The sequence below is a fragment of the Streptacidiphilus monticola genome, from assembly GCF_042658505.1.
GTDB classification, from domain to species: domain Bacteria; phylum Actinomycetota; class Actinomycetes; order Streptomycetales; family Streptomycetaceae; genus Streptacidiphilus; species Streptacidiphilus monticola.
Window position 1 is genome coordinate 1 of record NZ_JBHSQJ010000137.1, and the last position, 20545, is coordinate 20545.

A 20545-nucleotide genomic window follows, 5' to 3' on the forward strand; every position below is an offset into this window, starting at 1 on the left:
CCGCCGTGCTTCTCCTTGATGGCGTCGATCAGCTGGCTCTTGCGCATGCGGCCGGTGCCGCTGATGCCGAGGCCGGAGGCGAGCTGCTGCAGCTCGGCGAGCACCATGCTGTTGAGCCCGGTGCCCGTGGTCCGACGGCGCTTCGGCGCGGGGGCCGGAGTGGTGTCCGGACTGCCAGTGGCGTCCGGGCGCGCGCCCATCAGATCGGTGGTGTCGCTCACGAAGGGTCCTTCCCTGGAGCGGACGTCGGCCTGTCTGGCTCGGCGACCGGTTGTGCTGTCCGGCCTGTGTTCTCTTCACAGGTCCGGGGCTTGGTTCCGCCTGGCGTCCAGGCGGCGTGTTGTTCGTGCGAGTGTTGCGGGGTGGTGATGGGACGTGCAGGTCCAGCGTGCAGCGCACGTCTCGTCGTCCCGGGCCCCCGTCGCGTGCGCGGCACCCTGGGCCACGGTCCGCGAGGGAGGTGGGGTTTCAGGAGCCGACGACACGGCTTCGGGATGCGGTCACATGGCGCAGGCAGGCTGCGTACGCCGTGGCGGGCTCCCGGAGAATTGCTGTCCCAGAGGGGACGCTGCGCATCGGGCCCCGTCGGGCGCCTGATGCAGACATGAGGTTAACACTACTGGACCCAACAAACATTCCCCCACTCCGTGTGAGTCAATCGTGTCCCGTCCTACAGTTCGGACTCGCCCGTCGGGGTCCCGGACACGGCGTTCCCGGGGCCTGGAGCCCCGGCTTCCGCAGAACCCTCGGCCAGTTCCGCCAACGGCAGGACCGCCGCTCCCTCGGTGTCCATGTCCAGCCGGTTGGCCGACCATGCGGGGCCGGCGACCGCCCGTACCTTTTCGGCCGTTCCCGCGTCGGCCAGCGCGAGCACCGTCGGGCCCGCGCCGGAGATGACGGCGGGGATGCCCTCCGCCCGCAGCCGGGCCACCAGCTCCGCGCTCAACGGCATGGCCGGAGTGCGGTAGTCCTGGTGGAGCCGGTCCTCGGTGGCCGGCAGCAGCAGCTCCGGGCGGTGCGTCAACGCCTCCACGAGCAGCGCGGCCCGGCCCACGTTGGCGGCCGCGTCGGCGTGCGGAACAGTGGCCGGAAGCAGACCCCGGGCGACCTCCGTCAGCACCGGATCGGCGGGCACGAAGACGACGGGGACGACATCCTGATGCGGCGTCAGGGTCACCGCGTGGGCCTCCCCGCCGCCCTGCGGGCCGTCGGTCCAGGCGATGGTGAAGCCGCCGAGCACACAGGCGGCGACGTTGTCGGGGTGGCCCTCGATCTCGCTGGCCAGGGCGAGGACCGCGTTGCGGTCCATGGCCTCGGCGCCGCCCACGGTGACCGCGCGGGCGGCCATGACGCCGGCCACGATCGCGGCGGAGGAGGAGCCCAGGCCGCGGCCGTGCGGTATCCGGTTGGCGCAGACGACCTCAAGTCCGCGCGGCTGGCCCCCGAGCCGGTCGAAGGCGGTGCGCATGGAGCGGACGACGAGGTGCCGCTCGTCGCGCGGCAGGGTGTCCGCCCCCTCCCCCGCGATGTCAATGTGCAGGCCCGCGTCCGCGACGCGGACGACGATGTCGTCGTAGAGCCCGAGAGCGAGGCCGAAGGCATCGAAGCCCGGCCCCAGGTTGGCGCTGGTCGCGGGCACCCGCACCCGAACTGCCGCGGCGCGGAAGGCTGGACCTGCCATGGTGCTGGACTCCTGTGACGGACGTCTTGCCAGAGGCAAAGGGAGGAACGGGGATTGGGGCCAGCGTAGCGAATACGCCCTGCTCATCGGTACACCCCTGCACCGACGTGTCCCCCTGGCGCCCTCAGGGGCGCGAGGATCCCCCACCCTTCGGGCGGGAGGTGCCATCTCGCGAGCGGCCCACCGCCCGGTGAGGTCCGCCCCTGTCTGGGGGACGGACCTCCGCGAGTGGTGGGCCGGTCGCGCAGTTCTCCCCCACCCTTCGGGCGGGAGGTGCCCCCACGCGCCCCTTGCGGGGGCTGGGGCCCTACGCGAGGCCCAGGCGCTCGGCCGCGGCCGTGGCGTCGACGGGGACGACGGTGGGCTGCGGGGCGCCCGCCACCGCCCAGTCGGGGTCCTTGAGGCCGTTGCCGGTGACCGTGCAGACGATGCGCTGCCCCGGGTCGACCAGTCCGCGCTCGTGCGCCTGCAGCAGGCCCGCCACCGACGACGCCGACGCGGGCTCGACGAAGACGCCCTCCTGCGAGGCCAACAGCCGGTACGCCGAGAGGATCTGACGGTCCGTCACCTTGTCGATCAAGCCGCCCGACTCGTCCCGCGCGGCCAGCGCGTAGTCCCAGGAGGCCGGGTTGCCGATGCGGATCGCCGTGGCGATGGTCTGCGGCTTGAGCACGGGGGCGCCGTCCACGATGGGGGCGGAGCCGGACGCCTGGAAGCCCCACATGCGCGGGGTCCGCGTCGCCAGACCGTCCGCCGCGTACTCCTTGTAGCCCTTCCAGTAGGCGGTGATGTTGCCCGCGTTGCCCACCGGCAGGACGTGGACGTCCGGGGCGTCGCCCAGCATGTCGACGATCTCGAAGGAGGCCGTCTTCTGGCCCTCGATGCGCACCGGGTTGACCGAATTGACCAGCGCCACAGGGAACTTGTCCGAGAGGTCGCGCGCCAGCGTCAGGCAGTCGTCGAAGTTGCCGTCCACCTGGAGGATCTTGGCGCCGTGGATGAGCGCCTGGCCCATCTTGCCCAGGGCGATCTTGCCCTGCGGCACCAGCACCGCGCAGACCATCCCCGCCCGCACGGCGTAGGCCGCCGCCGAGGCGGAGGTGTTGCCGGTGGACGCGCAGATGACGGCCTGCGCGCCCGCCTCCTTGGCCTTCGAGATGGCCATGGTCATCCCGCGGTCCTTGAAGGAGCCGGTCGGGTTCGCGCCCTCGACCTTCAGGTAGACCTCGCAGCCGGTCCGCTCGGAGAGCACCTGCGCCGGCACGAGCGGCGTGCCGCCCTCCAGCAGGCTCACCACGGGCGTCGTCGCCGTGACCGGGAGGCGGTCGCGGTACTCCTCGATGAGGCCGCGCCACTGGTGGGTGCGCTGGAGGCTGCTGGTGCTCATGGCTGGATTTCCTATTCCCCTTCGACACGCATGATGCTGGCCACTCCTCGGACGTGGTCCAGCGTGCGGAGTGCGGCGACCGTAGCGGACAGCGCGGCGTCGGTGGCGCGGTGAGTCACTACGACGAGTGAGGCGTCGCCGTCGCGGCCCTGCTGGCGGACGGTGTCGATGGACACCCCGTGCTCGGCGAAGACCGTGGCGACCTGGGCGAGGACACCCGCCTTGTCGGCGACGTCCAGACTGACGTGGTAGCGGGTGACCACATCGTCCATGGGGTTGACGGTGAGCTGAGCGTACGCGCTTTCGCCGGGTCCGGTGGAGCCGGCCAGCTTGTTGCGGCAGACGGCGACCAGGTCGCCGAGGACCGCGGACGCGGTCGGGCTGCCACCCGCGCCGGGGCCGTAGAACATCAACTGCCCTGCGGCGTCCGCCTCGACGAAGACCGCGTTGTAGGCGCCCCGCACCGAGGCCAGCGGGTGGGACAGCGGGATCATCGCGGGGTGGACCCGGGCGGTGACGCTCTGCCCGTCCTCGCTGCGCTCGCAGATGGCGAGCAGCTTGACCACGCACCCCATCGCCTTCGCGCTGGCGATGTCGGCGGCGGTGACCTCGGTGATGCCCTCGCGGAACACGTCCGCGGCGGTGACCCGGGTGTGAAAGGCGATGCCGGCCAGGATCGCCGCCTTCGCGGCGGCGTCGAAACCCTCGACGTCGGCGGTCGGGTCCGCCTCCGCGTAGCCGAGCGCGGTCGCCTCCTCCAGCGCCTCGGAGTAGCCGGCGCCGGTGGTGTCCATCTTGTCGAGGATGAAGTTCGTCGTGCCGTTGACGATGCCGAGCACGCGGTTGACCTTGTCCCCGGCCAGGGACTCGCGCAGCGGGCGGATCAGCGGGATCGCCCCGGCGACGGCCGCCTCGTAGTACAGGTCCACGCCGTGCTTGGCCGCGGCCGCGTGCAGCGCCGCCCCGTCGGCGGCGAGCAGCGCCTTGTTGGCGCTGACGACGCTGGCGCCGTTCTCGAAGGCGGAGAGGATCAGGCCACGGGACGGCTCGATGCCGCCGACGACCTCGACGACGACGTCGATGTCCGGGCGTTTCACCAGGGACTCGGCGTCGGTGGTGATGAGCTCCTCGGGCACCCCCGGCCGCGGGCGCCCTGCCCGGCGCACCGCGACCCCTGCGAGCTCCACGCGCGCCCCGACGCGCGCTTCCAGGTCGGCGGCGTGCGTCGTCATGATGCGTGCCACCTCGGAGCCCACCACTCCACAACCGAGGAGCGCCACTTTCAGCGTACGCATCATCCGACTCCACTCTGCCTGTCACAGGTACCGATAGGTGGTCCCAGTGTCACGGAGACGGACGGAGAATCTTCGTCCGTTCCATAGTCTGAGACGTAGATTTCAACGCTCGGACGGCCGCCGGCCGGAGGAACCGTTGCGGGGCCTGCCCGGGGGCCGGGGCCCGCCCGGGGATCGGGGCCTGCCCGGCCTAGCCGACGTCGAGGCGCAGCAGGTCCTCCTCGGTCTCCCTGCGCACGATCACCCGGGCCTCGCCCTCGCGGACCGCGATCACCGGCGGCTTGAGCGCGTGGTTGTAGTTGCTCGCCATGGACCGGCAGTACGCCCCCGTCGCGGGGACCGCCAGCAGGTCGCCCGGGGCGACGTCCGCCGGCAGGAACGCGTCCCGCACGACGATGTCGCCGGACTCGCAGTGCTTGCCGACCACCCGGCTCAGCATCGGCTCGGCGTCGCTGGTCCGGGACGCCAGCGCGACGCTGTACTCCGCGTCGTAGAGCGCGGTGCGGATGTTGTCGGACATGCCGCCGTCCACGCTGACATAGGTCCGCAGGCCCTCCAGGGGCTTGACGGTGCCCACCTCGTAGAGCGTGAACGCGGTCGGGCCCACGATCGCCCGCCCAGGCTCGACGGACAGCTTCGGAACCGACAACCCGGCCGCCGCGCACTCGCGTTGGACGATCTGCGCCAGCGAGGCGGCGATCTCCGCGGGCTCGCGCGGGTCGTCGTCGCTCGTGTAGGCGATGCCGAGGCCGCCGCCGAGGTCGATCTCCGGGAGCTCGACACCGTGCTCGGCCTTGATCTCCGCCAGCAGTCCGACCACACGCCGGGCCGCCACCTCGAAGCCGGCCGTGTCGAAGATCTGCGAGCCGATGTGCGAGTGGATGCCGACCAGCTCGACGCCGTCGAGCGTCAGCGCCCGGCGCACCGCCTCGGCGGCCTGACCGCCCGTCAGGGACAGGCCGAACTTCTGGTCCTCGTGCGCGGTGGCGATGAACTCGTGGGTGTGCGCCTCGACGCCGACCGTCACCCGGATCAGGATCTTCTGGCGCACGCCCTGCTGTTGCGCGATCCAGGACAGCCGGGCCAGCTCCTCGAAGGAGTCGACGACCACGTGCCCGACGCCGGACTTGACCGCGTACTCCAGCTCGGCCGTCGACTTGTTGTTGCCGTGCAGCGCGATCCGGGCGGCCGGCATACCCGCGCTCAGCGCGACCGTCAGCTCGCCGCCGCTGCAGACGTCGACGTTGAGCCCCTCCTCGTGCAGCCAGCGCACGATCGCGCGGGACAGGAATGCCTTGCCCGCGTAGTAGACCTCCGCGTGCGTCCCCTCGAAGGCCTCGCGCCAGGCGCGGCACCGGGCCCGGAAGTCGGTCTCGTCGAGGATGTACGCCGGGGTGCCGAACTCCTCGGCCAGCGCGGCGACTTCGATGCCGCCGACGGTGACCGCACCGTCGGCGTTCCGGGTGACCGTCTGCGCCCACACCTTGGGGTCGAGCGCGTTGAGGTCGGCGGGCGGGGCGGTCCAGTGCCCTTCGGGCAGCACGTCGCCGTGGCGGGGACCGGCGGGGTGGGCGGAGCGGCTCATCGGTGCGGTGTCTCCCTGTGTGCGAGAGGGGCCCGAGGACTGCCGTAGTCCTCGGGCCCCTCACGCGACTCACATGCGTTCGGGGGCGGAAACGCCCAACAGCCCGAGGCCGTTGGCGATGACGGTGCGGGTCGCCTCGGCCAGCCAGAGGCGGGCCCGGGTCAGGTCGGTGACCTCTTCGTCACCGCGAGGCAGGATCCGGCAGTTGTCGTAGAAGCGGTGGTAGGCCCGGGCCAGGTCCTCCAGGTAGCGCGCCACCCGGTGCGGCTCGCGCAGCTCGCCGGCGGTGGCCAGCACACCCGGGAACTCGCCCAGCTGGCCGAGGAGTTCGTTCTCCCACTCGGTGCTGAGCAGCTCCGGTTTGAAGTCCGCCGCCGCGCCCTTGTCGATGCCCAGCTCGGCCGCGTTGCGGGCGACCGAGGACATCCGCGCGTGCGCGTACTGGACGTAGAAGACCGGGTTCTCGTTGGTCTGGCTGGTCAGCACGTCGATGTCGAGCGTCACCGTGGAGTCCGTCGGCACCCGCGTCAGCGAGTACCGGGCGGCGTCGACGCCGACCCAGTCCACGACGTCGTCGATCGTGATGATGTTGCCGGCCCGCTTGGACATGCGGACTTCCTGGCCGTCCTTGAGCATCTTCACGAACTGGCCGATCAGCACCTCGATGTTGTGCGAGGGGTCGTCACCCGCGCACGCCACGATGGCCTTCAGCCGGCCCACGTACCCGTGGTGGTCCGCGCCGAGCATGTAGACGTTGACCTCGTTGCCGCGGTCCCGCTTGTTCAGGTAGTACGCGGCGTCGGAGGCGAAGTAGGTGGTGTCGCCGTCCGCCTTGATCAGGACGCGGTCCTTGTCGTCCGAGAAGTCGGTCGTGCGCAGCCAGACCGCGCCGTCCTGCTCGTAGACGTGGCCCTGCTCGCGCAGCCGGTCGACGGCCTTCTCGACGGCGCCGGAGTCGTGCAGCGACTTCTCGGAGAACCAGACGTCGAAGTGGACGCCGAACTCCTCCATGGACCGCTGGATCTCCGCGACCATCAGCCGCAGGCCCTCGGCCCGGAACTCGGCCAGCTGCTCGTCCTTGGTCAGGTCGAGGATGCCCGGGTGCTCGGCGACGATCTGGGCGGCGATCTCGTTGATGTACTCGCCGACGTAACCGTCGTCCGGGACCGGCTGCTTGTTGGCGGCAGCCTGGAGCGAAGCAGCGAACTTCGACATCTGCACGCCGGCGTCGTTGATGTAGTACTCCGTCGTCACGTCGGCGCCGGAGGCCCGCAGCACACGCGCGAGCGAGTCGCCGACGGCCGCCCAGCGGACGCCGCCGATGTGGATCGGGCCGGTCGGGTTGGCGGAGACGAACTCAAGGTTGATCTTGAGACCGGCGAAGGTGCCGTTCCGTCCGTACGCCTCCCCCGCCTCGACGATGGTCCGGGCGAGCTCGCCCTGGGTGGCGGCGTCGAGGGTGACGTTCAGGAAGCCCGGCCCGGCGATGTCGATCGACGCGATCCCGGGCAGCTCTCGCAGGCGCTTCGCCAGCAGCTCGGCGACCTGGCGCGGCGGCAGCTCGGCCGCCTTCGCCAGCTGCAGGGCCACGTTGGTGGCGTAGTCGCCGTGGTCCCTGTTCTTGGGCCGCTCGACGGTCACCGTCTCGGGCACGGCGACGGTCAGTTCGCCCGCCTCGACGGCGGCACGAACCGCGGACTGGACTGCCTGGGAAAGCTCTGCGGGTGTCACGGGGCAAGCGTAGGCGAGAAGCCCCCGGGGAAAGGAAACGGGTTTACTCCGCGAGACGCGCCGTGGACGGATCGTGTTCGCCCTGCGCGAACCGTGGACCCGCCGACCCTCCTGACCTCTCGGGCCGCGCCGCTGCCAGTCGGGCGACCAGCGCGATGAGTTCCATCGGTTCGAAGGGCTTCGCCAGATAGCCGTCCACCCCCACGGACTCGCCGCGGTCCAGGTCGGTCTGCGTGCACGCGCTCACGATGGCGATGGGCAGCCCGGCCGTCCGCGCGTCCGCCCGCAGCCGGGCGGCGGTGCGCAGCCCGTCGAGCCGGGGCATCACGACATCCAGGGTCACGACGTCCGGACGGACCCGGTGCACCACCTCAAGACACTCGGCCCCGTCCGCGGCGGTGACGACCTCGAACCCCTCCAACTCCAGGTTGACCCGGATCAACTGGCGGATCACCGCACTGTCGTCCACGACGAGCACCCGCCCCGCATCCCCTGTCACGTCACCCAGCGTATGCGCACCTTCCACGCTGCGTCCCCGTTTTGCGGCCTTCGGCCTCCGTCCACGGGATCCGGCGACGAGGCGGGAGGGAAACCGTGTGCAGAGAACCGGCTGGTGCCTGGTACTGTTCTGCATGTCGCAAGACAGGGCCCCCGTAGCTCAGGGGATAGAGCACCGCCCTCCGGAGGCGGGTGCGTAGGTTCGAATCCTACCGGGGGCACCTAGCAGTACGAACGACAAAGGCCCAGGCCAGCGAGGTTCTCTCGCCGGACTGGGCCTTCAGCGTTTCCAAGGCCCCGTCAGGCCCGTGCCACATCCGTGCCAGATTGCTCCTGCGGAGTACCCCTCTTGCCCGCCTTGCGCCGCCTCGGGCCGAGCACCTTACGGATCTCCTTGTCGATGCCGTGAGCGATTCACGCGGTCCCGTTCCGCACGCACGTGCTGATAGTGCAGAGCAGCGTCCATGGTCGAGTGCCCCATGGGGTGCATGAGCTCCCGCGTGCCCGCACCCGCACCGGCCGCCATGGCGTTGCCGAAGTGCCGGAGGTCCGGAAGCGGACCGGCCGGACCTTGGCCCTGGCGGGCGCACCCCCGTCGAAGAGTCGCCCGGAGTCGACAGAGCGGGTTTGGCGCGTGAGGGGGGTGGGGTCGGAACTGCACGAAGTCACGGACAAATCGAGGCTCGGGAACCTCTTCTGAGCCACCCCGTGATCGCCGGCAATCCGCATCAGGCCCCAAGCCGATCCAACGGGCCCGACAGTACATGCGCCCACCGGCAACCCAGTTTCCCTCGCGTGCCCCAGTCGGCGGAATCTCACGGTAAGCCGCAGACACTCGTGGGGAGTTGGGAGCCCGAGACCCCCGGCGTCGCTGCCAGGGGCAGGTCGGACTGCGGTGCGCACGAGTGATACAACCACGATGGGAATGTGGCCGTTGCTACCACTGCGGGGTCGGCGAGGCCCCATGCGCGGGGGCGCACCCGACGGGGCCTGGTTGATCCAGCCCGGGGCCGTCGTCCGCGTGCGGCGCTCCGTTCCGGACAGCAGGAGGAGATTCAGTGGGCACGCGGTCGGGTTTTCGAGGTGGCAGGGCCTGGACTCCGGGCGCCGTGGGTGTCCCCAAGGCGCTGGGGCTCGGATGCGTCGCCCTGGGCGTGACCGCACTCGTGGGTGTGGCCGCCGTCCTCTTCGTCGTCGACGAGCTCGACAGTCGCGCAGGGTGCGGCTCCGTGGACCCGACGGATCCGGCGAACTACAGCACGGTGGCGATACGCAACGACACTTCCACGGTGGTCGCCGTCGATCGCTGCGAAGGGAGTGACTGCCGCCCGGATGAGGCACGGTCGGTCCTGGCCCCGGGAGGCGAGTTGCAGGTGGACGCCGCCTGCGGAGTGTCCGGGGCCGCGGCCACGTCATGGCGGATCACCACGCCGTCGGGCGGGCTGATCGGATTCATCGTCGTGGCGACGCCGATGAAGCACGACGGGCTCGTCTACCCGGTCTCACACGTCGTGGCGTCGCGCGCTGTCGCGTCGACCCCGCAACCCTGAGCCCTCTCTCCCCTCGGCGGGCAACAAGGGCACGGGTGAGCCGCCGCCTGCACCTGCGGGTGGCGTTCTGGCTGCTCACGCTCCTGGTTATGCTGACGGGCCCCCGGGCGACCCGGGGTGCTTGGAGAGGAGCGGGACCGTGGGAAAGCCGATGCGGGCGGCGATCGGGGACAGGTGGGTGTCCTGCGGGTTCTGCGGGAACGACACCTTCCGTGAGCGCGAGGTGAAGCTGAACAGCAGCGGTACGGAACTCCTGGGACTGGGGTGGGCCAACGAGTCCGCCACGGGGCTCATCTGCTGGGACTGCGGCTTCGTGCAGCTCTTCGCCAACGACGTGAGCCTCTACCGGGCCTGACGCCACGGCGGCGGCCGCCGCGCCGGGCCCGTTTCCGCGGGGGCGCGCGCAGGGAATGCTCGGGAGGACAACTGCCTACGAACGAGGGGGTCCTGCCATGGCCGACCGGGAGCAGGGGCTGCCGCTGGCGACGTTCTGCGGGAACTGCGACTGCGGTTGCCCGCAGCTCTACGTCGACGAGGGCGCGCCGGCCGAGAAGCGGGTGCGGATCACGGACGACTTCGGACAGCAGATCCAGATGAGCGAGGACCAGTTCCGCGACCTGGTCGAGCAGGCCAAGTCCGGGATCCTCGACGAGTTCGTCGCCGCCACCGCGTAATCACGCGACACCCAGGGCCGGAACGGGGGCCCGACTCGTCGGCGCGTGTGCGCCCACCCGGTCGTGCTGTCCCGGGCAGCCGGGTGGCCCAGACCCGCCGGTCCGACAGTCCCCGGTGCCCCAACGCCCACCCCCAGGACGGATGTTGGGGTTCCCGGCGACTGGCCTGCTCAATGGCACGTTCGCGCCGGTCCGGTGCTTCGCACACACATGGGCGCGTGCCGCAGCCGCAGGCGCTCGCCGGGCCGTTCCGCGGCGCGCACTACACTCACCCGTCTGATGACTGCCACTCTCGTTGCCAAGGATCTCGCCGCCGGGCACGGCGAGCGCGTGCTCTTCTCCGGGCTGGAGCTCGTCGTCGCCCCCGGGGACGTCGTCGGGCTCGTCGGGCCGAACGGGGCCGGGAAGTCGACGCTGCTGCGGATGCTGGCGGGGGCGGCCGCGCCCGAGAGCGGGAGCGTCCGGCTGAGCCCGCCCACGGCCACCGTGGGCTACCTGCCGCAGGAGCCGGATCGCCGGCCTGGGGAGACCGTGGCGGCGTTCCTGGCCCGGCGCACCGGGGTGCAGGCGGCGCAGGAGGCGCTGGACGCCGCGACGCAGGCGCTGGTTGACGGGGCGTCAGGGGCGGACGACGCGTACGCCGTCGCGCTGGAGCGCTGGCTGGACCTGGGCGGCGCGGATCTGGAGGAGCGCGCGGAGGAGGTCACGGCGGAGCTCGGGCTGGCGGTCGGCCTGCAGCAGGAGATGACGGCGCTCTCCGGCGGGCAGGCCGCGCGGGCGGGGCTCGCGTCGCTGCTGCTGAGCCGGTACGACGTCTTCCTGCTGGACGAGCCCACCAACGACCTCGACCTGGACGGCCTGGAGCGGCTGGAGCGCTTCGTCTCCGGCCTGCGCGCCGGGACCGTACTGGTCAGCCACGACCGCGAGTTCCTCACCCGCACGGTGACCCGGGTGCTCGAGCTGGACCTGCACCAGCAGCAGGTGAACCACTTCGGCGGCGGCTACCTCGCCTATCTCGAGGAGCGGGAGACGGCCCGCCGCCACGCCCGCGCCGAGTACGAGGAGTACGCCGACACCGTCTCCTCGCTGCAGGCCCGCGCCCGGATGCAGCGGGCATGGATGGAGAAGGGCGTCAAGAACGCCCGGCGCAAGGCGCCCGACAACGACAAGATCGGGCGCGCGATGCGGACGGAGGCCACCGAGAAGCAGGCGGCCAAGGCCCGGCAGACGCAGCGGCTGATCGAGCGGCTGGAGGTGGTCGAGGAGCCGCGCAAGGAGTGGGAGCTGCGCATGGAGATCGCGGCGGCGCCGCGATCCGGTGCCGTGGTGGCGACCCTGCGCGGGGCCGAACTCGCCCGCGGGGACTTCCGGTTCGGGCCGGTGGACCTGCAGGTGGACTGGGCGGACCGGATCGCGATCACCGGCGCCAACGGCAGCGGCAAGTCGACACTCCTGGCGGCGCTGCTGGGCCGGGTGGAGCTGGACGCGGGTCACGCCGCGCTCGGCTCCGGCGTCGTGGTCGGAGAGGTGGACCAGGCGCGGCGGCTGTTCTTCGGCGACGAGCCGCTGCTCGACGCCTTCGGCGCGGCGGTGCCGGACCTCTCCCCCGCCGAGGTGCGCACGCTGCTGGCCAAGTTCGGGCTCAAGGCGGCACACGTGCTGCGCCCGGCGGCCACGCTCTCGCCCGGCGAGCGGACCCGGGCGGCGCTGGCGCTGCTCCAGGGCCGCGGGGTGAACCTGCTGGTGCTGGACGAGCCGACGAACCATCTGGACCTGCCCGCCATCGAGCAGTTGGAGTCGGCGCTCGCCTCGTACACCGGCACGCTGCTGCTGGTGACGCACGACCGGCGGATGCTGGAGGCGGTGGCGGTGACCCGGCGACTGGTGGTCGAGGCGGGCAAGGTCACCGAGATCTAGCGCCGTCTTCTTCCAGGTCCACCGTGTTGCGGCGCCCGGCACGGCAGGAGCGGGCGCCGGGGACGCCGGGGACGCCGGGGCTCAGACGTTGCTGACCGTGTTGTCCACCGGCGTTCCGGAGTCGCTCGTGCCCCCGGCGGTGCCGCCGCCGGCGTAGCTGAAGAGTCCGAGGACCAGGAAGATCACGACAAGCACCTTGGCCCCGGTGGTCAGCAGCAGCGGCCTGGTGCCGCTGGTGCCCTGCATCGGCACCGGGCCGTCGCCGAAGAGGCGCTTGGGGTAGGCCGGACTGAGCATCACCGTGTAGGCGTCGAAGCGCATCCGGTAGCGGACGATCGCGGCGGTCGCTTGGAACAGCGGCTGCGGCATCCGGCCGAGGACCAGGACGACCAGCCAGTTGATGAAGGCGACGGCCCACCAGCCCGCCATACCCAGGCCTGCGATGATCGCGGCGGGGATCATCAGGATGATGCGGAAGAGGACGGCCAGCCGATTGAGCTCGGTGGGCTCGACCTGGATGCGGACGGGGTGGTCCGGGCGCTCGCCCATGGCGAAGGGCGGATAGCGGTCCGCCAGCAGCATGGCGCTCGCCTCCACCCGGGTCTGCCAGCGCAGGTAGCCGAGCAGGTATGCGGCGATCGGGCGGGGCAGCCGGCCGAGGACGAGTGCGGCGAACCAGCCGGCCACGGTGACGAAGAAGCCGATGAAGCCGAGCACCGCGAGGATCACGAAGTGCGGGATCAGCAGGAGCAGGCGGAGCAGCACGGTCAGCCGGTTCTGGTGCTCGGGCCCGGGGATCTCGAGCTCGGGCAGTCGCTCCGGCAGGGTGGCGGGGACGCCTGGGTCGCTCCACAGGGCCACGGGCCGACCTCCACGGGTGAGGGTCCGTCAGTTTTCCTCCAGCGTCAGCGCTGCCCCGCCGCACCGCCGCGCAGGTGGGCCGCCCGGGTGGTGCCCAGCCCGAGGGTACGGAAGGTGACGCGCTGGTCGAACCAGAGCAGGGCGACGGTCACGGCGGTCATCATGACCGCCAGCACGAGGTGCGCCGGCTTGGAGTCGGTGGCGGCCCCGGCCGCGCCGAGCAGCAGATGGACGCCCACACGGAGGCCGATCAGGGCGACCAGGATGCGCCGGGCGCGCCCGTTGCGGAGCATGGCGCGCAGCAGCTTCATGCGGCGGCCCATGACGGTGAGTCCCAGCAGCAGGTTGGCCAGGCCGAGAACGGCGACCAGGGCCCAGAGCCGGGGGTAGGCGTGGCAGAGGTCGAAGGCCCCGCCGAGCACGCCCTCGAAGGCGAAGAACCAGACCGGGAGGGGGCGCAGCCGCGGGTCGGCCGGATCGAGCTGCGGGCGCGCGTCGGGGCCGTGGCCGGGCTGCGGCTGCGCGTCGGGGCAGGGGCCGGGCTGCGGCTGTGCGCCGGGGCCGGGCTGCTTCTGGATCCGGACTGCGGTCGTCATGGGAAGAGCATCGCGGGCTGCGGTGTTCCAGCGGCAGCGCCGCGTGTCCTCAGGTACGCATGACAGCTGTCACAGGCCGGGAATGCGGAGGCGCCTCCCCGTGTTGAGGTGGACATCTCAGCAAGAAGGAGGCAGCGATGGCCCGCAGTGAGCTCCGTCCCGTCGTGAAGCTCCGGTCGACGGCCGGCACCGGATTCACCTACGTGACCCGGAAGAACCGCCGCAACGACCCGGACCGCATGGTGCTCCGGAAGTTCGACCCCGTCGCCGGACGGCACGTCGAGTTCCGCGAGGAGCGCTGAAACGGTCCGCCCCCTGGCACACCCCCTTTCGACTCCTGAGGAGACCCAGCACATGAAGCACGGCATCCACCCCGCCTACCGCCCCGTCGTCTTCCGCGACAAGGTCGGCGGACTCACCTTCCTGACCCGCTCCACCGCCTCGTCCGCGCAGACGGTCGAGTGGCAGGACGGCCGCAGCTATCCCGTGGTCGACGTCGAGACCTCCTCGGCGAGCCACCCCTTCTACACCGGCAACGCCCGCATCCTGGACACCGCCGGTCGCGTGGAGGCCTTCAACCGCCGCTACGGCAAGCGCGCCTGACGCCTGGTCAGGCCTGCGTGAGCAGCGCCAGCAGCGCCCCGCCCAGCAGGAAGGGGCCGAAGGCCAGGTGCGAGCGCCGGTGGGCGCGGCGCAGCACGAGCAGCGCCACCGCCCAGCCGGCCGCGAGCAGGAACGCGAACACCGTCCCGGCCAGCACGGACCGCCAGCCGACGGTGCCGAGCAGCAGCCCCACCAGCCCCGCCGCCTTGACGTCGCCGAGGCCGGCCCCGCCCAGCAGCACCAGCAGGAGATAGCCGCCTGCGCAGAGCGCTGCGGCGAGGACGGCCCGGAGCCAGGCGGCGGGGCTCGTCGCTGCCACCGGTATCAGCAGCACCAGGAGGAACGGGTAGCCGGGGAGCGTCAGCGCGTCCGGCAGCCGGTGCAGCCGGGCGTCGAGGAACGCGAGCGGCGCGGCCAGCAGGACGAACCCCAGAGCGGCGGGCAGCAGCGGCACCGCGCCCAGCCGGACCGCCACCAGGACGGCTCCCAGCACGGCGGCGACCACGATCGGCACCGCGTCCGCCCGCAGCACGGCACGCGTCTCGGCATCCGGAGCCACCCCCATGCCGTGCCCCCTCTCGACGTCCGCCGATCGGCACTCCCCTGGTCGATCGCGACCCATCATGGCCCACGGCACCGACAACCGAGGGCCGTCGGACAGAAGTCAAGAGTTGGGCAAGAGCGGGCCCTGTGGTGATCGCCGGTGCTTTCCGGGGTCCACCAACTGTTAACCTTGAGTGTTCGCCCAGAGCGGAGAGATCTTCCCCCAGCGGGGACCGGCGCGAGGAGGTGGTACTGGTGGACAAGAGTCGACCGTGCAGTACCAGCCGCTCTCTCGTGCCCTGTACGGCAGTTCAGCGCTGAACCTCGGATAAACCCGGCACGCCTCTGATCGGGCGTCAGTTCACGGCAGCGCGCGGGAGAGCGCCTTCACGCACTCAGCGAATCGTTTCTCCCCTCCCCCGCCCCACCCGGTGCCCCCGGCGCGGAAACCCTCGCGCCACGGCACGCCCGGCGAACGGCGGGACGGCCCGTGAAGGAGCCTGCCATGTCGATGATCCGTGACCTGCGTTCCGCGGTACTGCCGCGCCGTGGCGCCACCCTCGACGACACCCGCACCGCGACTCTGCGCGCCGGGGACGCCGTCGTCGACTGCGCGGTCTACCGCGAGGGCCGCCGCGTCACCGACCGCTGCGGCGCGGGCGAGGCCGTCGCCCAACTCCGCGACGCCGGACGGCAGTCGCAGGGGGACTTCGTCTGGATCGGCCTGCACGAGCCGACCGAGGAGGAGTTCGCCGGCATCGCGGCCCGCTTCGGCCTGCACCCCCTCGCCGTCGAGGACGCCGTCCACGCCCACCAGCGCCCGAAGTTGGAGCGCTACGACGACGTGCTCTTCGCCGTCTTCAAGACCATCCGCTACGTGGAGCACGACCGGCTGACGCCGACCAGCGACGTCGTCTCGACCGGCGAGGTCATGGTCTTCCTCGGGCCGGACTTCGTCATCACCGTCCGCCACGGCAGCCAGGGCTCGCTGCGGCCGCTGCGCCGCCGGCTGGAGTCCGACGCCGAGCTGCTGGCGAAGGGCCCGTCGGTGGTCCTGCACGCGGTCGCCGACCTGGTCGTGGACGGTTACCTGTCCGTCACGGACGAGCTGCAGACGGACGTGGACGAGGTCGAGTTCAGCGTCTTCTCACAGCGAAACGGCCGCGGCTCCGACGCCGGCCGGATCTACCAGCTCAAGCGCGAGGTCCTGGAGTTCAAGCGCGCCTGCGCCCCGCTGACGAGGCCGCTGGCCTCGCTGTCCACCACGCCCAACCCGCTGGTGGACCCGGAGGTACAGGCGTACTTCCGGGACGTGGCGGACCACTTGGCGCGGGTGAACGAGCAGGTGCTGGCGTTCGACGAGCTGCTCAACAGCATTCTGCAGGCGAACCTGGCCCAGGTGACCGTGGTGCAGAACGAGGACATGCGCAAGATCACCGCATGGGCGGCGATCCTGGCGGTGCCGACGATGGTGACCGGCGTCTACGGCATGAACTTCGACAACATGCCCGAGCTGCACTGGCATTACGGCTACCCGGCAGTGCTGGCCGGGATCCTGCTGGTCTGTTTCCTGATCTACCGGGGCTTCAGGAAGAACAAGTGGCTGTAGCCGCACCCACCCCATAGGGGCGCGAGGATCCCCCACCCGCCCGCAGCCGGCGGCCGACGGCGCCCCCACGGCGGAAGGTGCCCCCAGCGCGACCGACCCGCCACCCGCCGAAGTTCGATCCCGCAGATGGGTCGAACCTCCGGGTGGTGGGTCGCTCGCGCCCACGCGGCGTAGCCGCACGTGTCTGCAGCTCCCGCCCTTATGGGGCGAGTGCGACCGAGCGCGGGGCGGAGAGGTCGTAGGTCAGGACCAGGTCCTCGCGTTGGGATGCGGCGAGGGTGACGGTCCAGGTGAGGATGCCGTCGTCCGAGTGGGTGTCCGGGGGCGGGGTGGTGCGGTCCTTGAGGACGCGGACCTCCACCGTGGACAGTTCGGAGACGGGGACGCGTTCGCGGACGGTCACCGGCACCGGCTCCGCGCCCGGAGGGGCGAAGTGGGAGAGCGAGACCGTCACCGTCCGGGTCAGCGTCGTGCGTCCGGTGAGCGTGCCCGCCTCGCGGGACTCGACCGTGCTGCGGGTGACCCGGAACGCGTCCTCGCTGCCGAAGCCCAGCTCGGCGACCGCACCCGGAGCGGTGAAGCGGAGTTCGCCGCGGCCGACGAAGCCGCTCGCGCGCACCAGGTCCACCGGGCCGGAGAGCAGCGGCGAGGACGAAACCGCGGTGCGGAAGCGCGCGTTGAGGGTGACCAGCGGGGACAGCTCGGGTACGCACACGTAGGAGACCTCGGCCTCCAGCCGCTCCTCTCCCAGCACGACCCGGTGCGGGCGGCCGTCGCTGGGGACCGAGACCGGCACGGGGGCGGACAGGCGGCGCGGCTCGCCGCCGTCGTCGACGCCGGGGACGACCTCGGTCTCGCCGCCGCCCGGGCCGAGGTCCTGGACGGCCACCTCGCGCAGGTCGACCTCGGTCGTCCTGCGTTCCTCGGCACTGCGGTCGCGCAGCACCAGCACATCGTCCAGCAGCTCCGGCGGGGCGGAGGCGAGAGCCGGGCGGGCGGTGGAGAAGTCGAGGGCGACGCCCGTCCAGTCCTCTCCGGTGCGCTGCCAGACGAAGGCCTCGCGCTCCAGGCGCAGCCAGTCCCCGTCCAGCGTCGCCCGGTAGGCGGGACGCCACAGCGCACAGGGCGTCAGATGCCGCACCCGCAGCACCGCTTCGGCCGCCTCCGCGGCCTCCACCACCGCCTCCAGATGGGCCGTCAGCTCCAGCGGACGGTCCTCCGCCTCCTCCGCCGCCGCCTCGGCCTCGCGCAGTCGGGCGGCGAGTTCCCGTTCGCCCTGCCGGGCGGCGTCGAGCGCCTCGGACTGGGCGGTGTGCGCCGAGTCGGCACGTTCGAGCGCACGGGACCAGCGGTCGGGGTCGGCCTCCCCCGCTCCCGCTGACTCGGCGATGTCACGCAGCACGTCGGCGCGCAGTTGCTCCAGCACGGCGAGGCGGGCCTCGGCCCGTTCGCGGTCGTGGACGGCGGCGGCATGACGCAGCGTCAGCTCGTGCACCAGCCGGGCCAGTGCGGACGCCTCCTCGTCGGGGGCCGTCGGGCGCGGCGTCCAGCGGCGGACGATCCGCAGGTCGGTCACCGTGCCTGCGGCGTCCAGGAGTTCACCGGTGAGGCTGCGGTCCGCGGCCAGCGCGGTCACCGGGCCCAGCCGCAGCCGCTGGACACCCGCGGTGAGCCGCACCCGCACCTCGCGCTCGACCTCGGCGCGGTCCTCGAAGAGCACCGCCCGGACCACGGGCAGTGCGACGGCCTCGCTCATGCTTCCCTCCGGTTTCCGCCGACGACCGCCTTGCCGGCGGGGATCCGCACCGTCCAACCGCCGGTGAGCCGGACCGTCTCCCCCGGGGCCAGACCGACCCGCCAGACGCGCAGCCCCCGCCGGTGGGTCTCGTCCTCGCGGGGTTCGACCACCCGCCACTGCGGGCTGCTCGGCACGTCCTCGATCCGCACGTCGCGGTCGTCGCTGACCGGCACCCGCTCCTGCACCTCGACCACAACCGCACGGGGCAGCTGGTTGGCCAGCTCGACCGTCAACCGGTGCTCCAGCACGGTCGTGTTCGAGCGGATCCCGGCCGTGGACTCGGAGACGCGCAGGGTGCGGGCGACCCGGATCTCCTCCGCGACGCCGATGCCGACCCGACGGCTGCGCCCGGGGGCCAGCGTGGGGAACGGGACCGTCGTCAGATAGGCCCCGTCCAGGACGACTTCGGCGGGACCTGCGAGCACCGGCACGCCGGAGCCGTTGTCCACCACGACCGCCGCGTAGACGTGCTGCTCGGCCGACGGGACCGTCAGGTACTCCAGCGCGATGCCGACGGGGAACTCGCCGACGGTGACGCTGTGCCAGCCGCCGTCCGCCGACAGGTCCACAGGCGCGGCGGCGTCGAAGCGGAAGTCGTACGCACCCGCCGACGCGCGCACCGGCACCGCACCGGCGGGCAGCCGCGGCGCGGCCGCGACGGCGGCCCGTGCCTCGGGCGCGGAGACCAGCGTGCCGCGCCCGAAGGACGCGTCCGGCCCGGCCAGGGTCAGTGCGGCGTAGTCCAGCAACGGCCGCTCGGCGGGAGGCGGCGGAGGCGCGGGCACCGGCCCGCCCGGGGCCTGGGGGGCGACGGCCATGGCCGGGGCCATCGCCGGTGCCGCCATGACCGGGGCCGGCATGCCGCCGGGCGCGGGTGGCGGGCCGCCGTAGGCGGCCATGCGCCGCGCCGCCCGGGGCGGGGGCGCGGCCTGCTCCTGGTCGGCGAGCCGGTCCGGCTCCGCCGCGAGGCCCACCGCGCCCCCGGCCGACACCGCGAGGGCACGGGAGCTGTTCTGGGCCGGGACGGGCGCCTCGTCGTACCCGGCGAACAGGGCCTCCGTGCCCGAGGGGGGACGCCGCACCAGCGGGACCACCGGCCCCTGCTGGCGGCGGCCGAGCCGCAGCGACTTCAACTCGGGGACGCCCGAAGCTCGTTGCAGGTCCGCCGTGGAGAGGCTGAGGCGGACGGCGGACCAGTCCTCGGTGCTGCGTTGCGCGACGAGCGCGCGCAACTCCAGGGCGCCACGCCCGGTGCGGGGGTCGAGGCGCAGCCGGTACGCGGGGGTCCAGGCGGCAGCCGCCACGCCGTACTCGACCTCGAACTCGACGGTGGCGGCCGTTTCCTGGCGCACCGTCAGGAGCACGCCCGCGCGGTTGCGGACGGCCCCGGCCGGACGGGAGGTGGAGGCGTCGAAGCGGGCCTCGCGGGCGAGGTCCAGCGCGCGGTCCGCCTCCTCGACGCGGCGCCGGGCGGTGCGGACCTCCTGCTGGAGATCGGCGAGCCGGGCGTCGACGAAGTCGGCGAGGGCGAGCAGCCCCTCGACGGGCGCGTGGCGTGGTGCGTCCCCGCGCCGGCTGGGCGGTGGCACGGCCCGCAGCGCGGCAGTCTCGGCGGCCCGGGCTTCCGCGCGGGCCAGCGCGGTGCGGGCGGCGGAGGCGGCGGCTTCGCAGCGGTCCAACTGCCGCTGCAGTTCGTCGAGCTGACTCTCGGGGAGGATGGTCGTGCCGACCTCGCGACGGACGTCGACGATCTGCGGCCCGGAGGCGGGCGAGGAGGACGCCGAGGACACGGCGGATGCCGCCGCGCGGAGCGTCCTGGGGTCGAGGGAGAGCGGAAGCCCGGGGACACGGACCTGGTGGACGCCCGCAGGCAGGTCCACCCGCCCCCGGCGCGTGACGAGCGCGCCGTCCGCGTGGACGACCACCCCGACGATCTCTGACTCCGCCTCAGCCACCATGGCGCTCACGCTAGTCGCCCAAGCCCCCGTTGCACTATCAGCAGCGCGAGCGCCAGCGCCCAGTGGGGGCCTGCAGGGCCCCTCGGGGGCGCGAGGAACTGCGCGAGCAACACACGACGCACGGAGGTTCGTCCCGCAGATCGGGTCGGACCTCCCCGAGTGGTGGGCTGGTCGCGGTGGGGCACCTCCCGCCCGAAGGGTGGGGGACCCTCGCGCCCCCGAGGGGCCCTGCGGGCCCCCACCGGGCGCCGGCGCTCGC

At 72.5% G+C, this 20545-nt stretch carries 19 protein-coding genes and 1 tRNA gene; 8 read left to right on the forward strand and 12 right to left on the reverse strand.

All coding sequences use genetic code 11. The annotated features are described in order from the left end of the window. The 7 genes from ACFP3V_RS26750 to ACFP3V_RS26780 form a co-directional block, all read right to left on the reverse strand. Window positions 1–221: Rho termination factor N-terminal domain-containing protein (locus tag ACFP3V_RS26750; RefSeq protein WP_380588597.1), on the reverse strand; the 221-nt coding region annotated here is incomplete at its 3' end. Between the two features lie 449 nt (window positions 222–670). Beyond that, window positions 671–1681, reverse strand: a complete 1011-nt coding sequence (thrB, locus tag ACFP3V_RS26755; protein WP_380588600.1) for a homoserine kinase — start codon at window positions 1679–1681, stop codon at window positions 671–673. A gap of 307 nt (window positions 1682–1988) precedes the next feature. Beyond that, window positions 1989–3068 (reverse strand): threonine synthase, encoded by a 1080-nt coding sequence (thrC, locus tag ACFP3V_RS26760; protein WP_380588602.1) that lies wholly within the window; start codon window positions 3066–3068, stop codon window positions 1989–1991. A gap of 11 nt (window positions 3069–3079) precedes the next feature. Beyond that, on the reverse strand, window positions 3080–4366 hold the full coding sequence (locus ACFP3V_RS26765) for a homoserine dehydrogenase (protein WP_380588605.1): 1287 nt from the start codon (window positions 4364–4366) through the stop codon (window positions 3080–3082). A 187-nt stretch (window positions 4367–4553) separates the two neighbouring features. Further along, a complete protein-coding gene (gene lysA, locus ACFP3V_RS26770; protein ID WP_380588607.1) occupies window positions 4554–5948 on the reverse strand; it encodes a diaminopimelate decarboxylase in 1395 nt (464 codons plus the stop codon). A 69-nt stretch (window positions 5949–6017) separates the two neighbouring features. Then, window positions 6018–7679, reverse strand: coding sequence for an arginine--tRNA ligase (argS, locus tag ACFP3V_RS26775; RefSeq protein WP_380588610.1), 1662 nt, complete (start codon window positions 7677–7679; stop codon window positions 6018–6020). Between the two features lie 43 nt (window positions 7680–7722). Continuing rightward, window positions 7723–8178 (reverse strand): response regulator, encoded by a 456-nt coding sequence (locus tag ACFP3V_RS26780; RefSeq protein ID WP_380588613.1) that lies wholly within the window; start codon window positions 8176–8178, stop codon window positions 7723–7725. A gap of 148 nt (window positions 8179–8326) precedes the next feature. Here ACFP3V_RS26780 and ACFP3V_RS26785 point away from each other — a divergent pair. The 5 genes from ACFP3V_RS26785 (at window position 8327) to ACFP3V_RS26805 (ending at window position 12318) form a co-directional block, all read left to right on the forward strand. Further along, window positions 8327–8398: transfer RNA gene (locus ACFP3V_RS26785), tRNA-Arg, on the forward strand. A 951-nt stretch (window positions 8399–9349) separates the two neighbouring features. Further along, a complete protein-coding gene (locus ACFP3V_RS26790) occupies window positions 9350–9727 on the forward strand; it encodes a hypothetical protein (protein WP_380588615.1) in 378 nt (125 codons plus the stop codon). 139 nt (window positions 9728–9866) lie between these two features. After that, on the forward strand, window positions 9867–10082 hold the full coding sequence (locus ACFP3V_RS26795) for a hypothetical protein (protein ID WP_380588618.1): 216 nt from the start codon (window positions 9867–9869) through the stop codon (window positions 10080–10082). A gap of 97 nt (window positions 10083–10179) precedes the next feature. Continuing rightward, entirely contained in the window at window positions 10180–10401 is a 222-nt protein-coding gene (locus tag ACFP3V_RS26800) for a hypothetical protein (protein WP_380588621.1), read from the forward strand. 279 nt (window positions 10402–10680) lie between these two features. After that, window positions 10681–12318: an ABC-F family ATP-binding cassette domain-containing protein gene (locus tag ACFP3V_RS26805; RefSeq protein ID WP_380588623.1), complete on the forward strand. Its 1638-nt coding sequence runs from the start codon at window positions 10681–10683 to the stop codon at window positions 12316–12318. 81 nt (window positions 12319–12399) lie between these two features. Here ACFP3V_RS26805 and ACFP3V_RS26810 read toward each other — a convergent pair whose 3' ends face one another. Next, complete coding sequence (locus ACFP3V_RS26810; RefSeq protein ID WP_380588626.1) at window positions 12400–13179, reverse strand: DUF4389 domain-containing protein; 780 nt, start codon at window positions 13177–13179, stop codon at window positions 12400–12402. Between the two features lie 44 nt (window positions 13180–13223). Next, window positions 13224–13775 carry a hypothetical protein gene (locus ACFP3V_RS26815; RefSeq protein ID WP_380588629.1) on the reverse strand — a complete coding sequence of 184 codons (552 nt, stop codon included), beginning with the start codon at window positions 13773–13775 and terminating at the stop codon, window positions 13224–13226. A gap of 137 nt (window positions 13776–13912) precedes the next feature. Here ACFP3V_RS26815 and rpmG point away from each other — a divergent pair, with 137 nt between their 5' ends. Further along, window positions 13913–14077 (forward strand): 50S ribosomal protein L33, encoded by a 165-nt coding sequence (rpmG, locus tag ACFP3V_RS26820; protein ID WP_380588632.1) that lies wholly within the window; start codon window positions 13913–13915, stop codon window positions 14075–14077. 52 nt (window positions 14078–14129) lie between these two features. Then, the gene (locus ACFP3V_RS26825) at window positions 14130–14378 is read left to right on the forward strand and encodes a type B 50S ribosomal protein L31 (protein ID WP_380588635.1); all 249 of its coding nucleotides are present in this window, start codon (window positions 14130–14132) and stop codon (window positions 14376–14378) included. Window positions 14379–14385: 7 nt separating this feature from the next. On the opposite strand, the gene ACFP3V_RS26830 is transcribed toward ACFP3V_RS26825, so the two are convergent. Continuing rightward, complete coding sequence (locus tag ACFP3V_RS26830; protein WP_380588638.1) at window positions 14386–14943, reverse strand: prepilin peptidase; 558 nt, start codon at window positions 14941–14943, stop codon at window positions 14386–14388. A gap of 483 nt (window positions 14944–15426) precedes the next feature. On the opposite strand from ACFP3V_RS26830, the gene ACFP3V_RS26835 reads away from it, so the two are divergent. After that, complete coding sequence (locus ACFP3V_RS26835; RefSeq protein WP_380588641.1) at window positions 15427–16530, forward strand: magnesium and cobalt transport protein CorA; 1104 nt, start codon at window positions 15427–15429, stop codon at window positions 16528–16530. A 199-nt stretch (window positions 16531–16729) separates the two neighbouring features. Here the strand turns inward: ACFP3V_RS26835 and ACFP3V_RS26840 are convergent, their stop codons facing one another. Beyond that, the gene (locus tag ACFP3V_RS26840) at window positions 16730–18286 is read right to left on the reverse strand and encodes a DUF4139 domain-containing protein (RefSeq protein WP_380588644.1); all 1557 of its coding nucleotides are present in this window, start codon (window positions 18284–18286) and stop codon (window positions 16730–16732) included. Next, window positions 18283–20286: a mucoidy inhibitor MuiA family protein gene (locus tag ACFP3V_RS26845; protein ID WP_380588647.1), complete on the reverse strand. Its 2004-nt coding sequence runs from the start codon at window positions 20284–20286 to the stop codon at window positions 18283–18285. The genes ACFP3V_RS26840 and ACFP3V_RS26845 overlap by 4 nt, the downstream gene beginning before the upstream one ends. Between the last annotated feature and the right edge of the window lie 259 nt (window positions 20287–20545).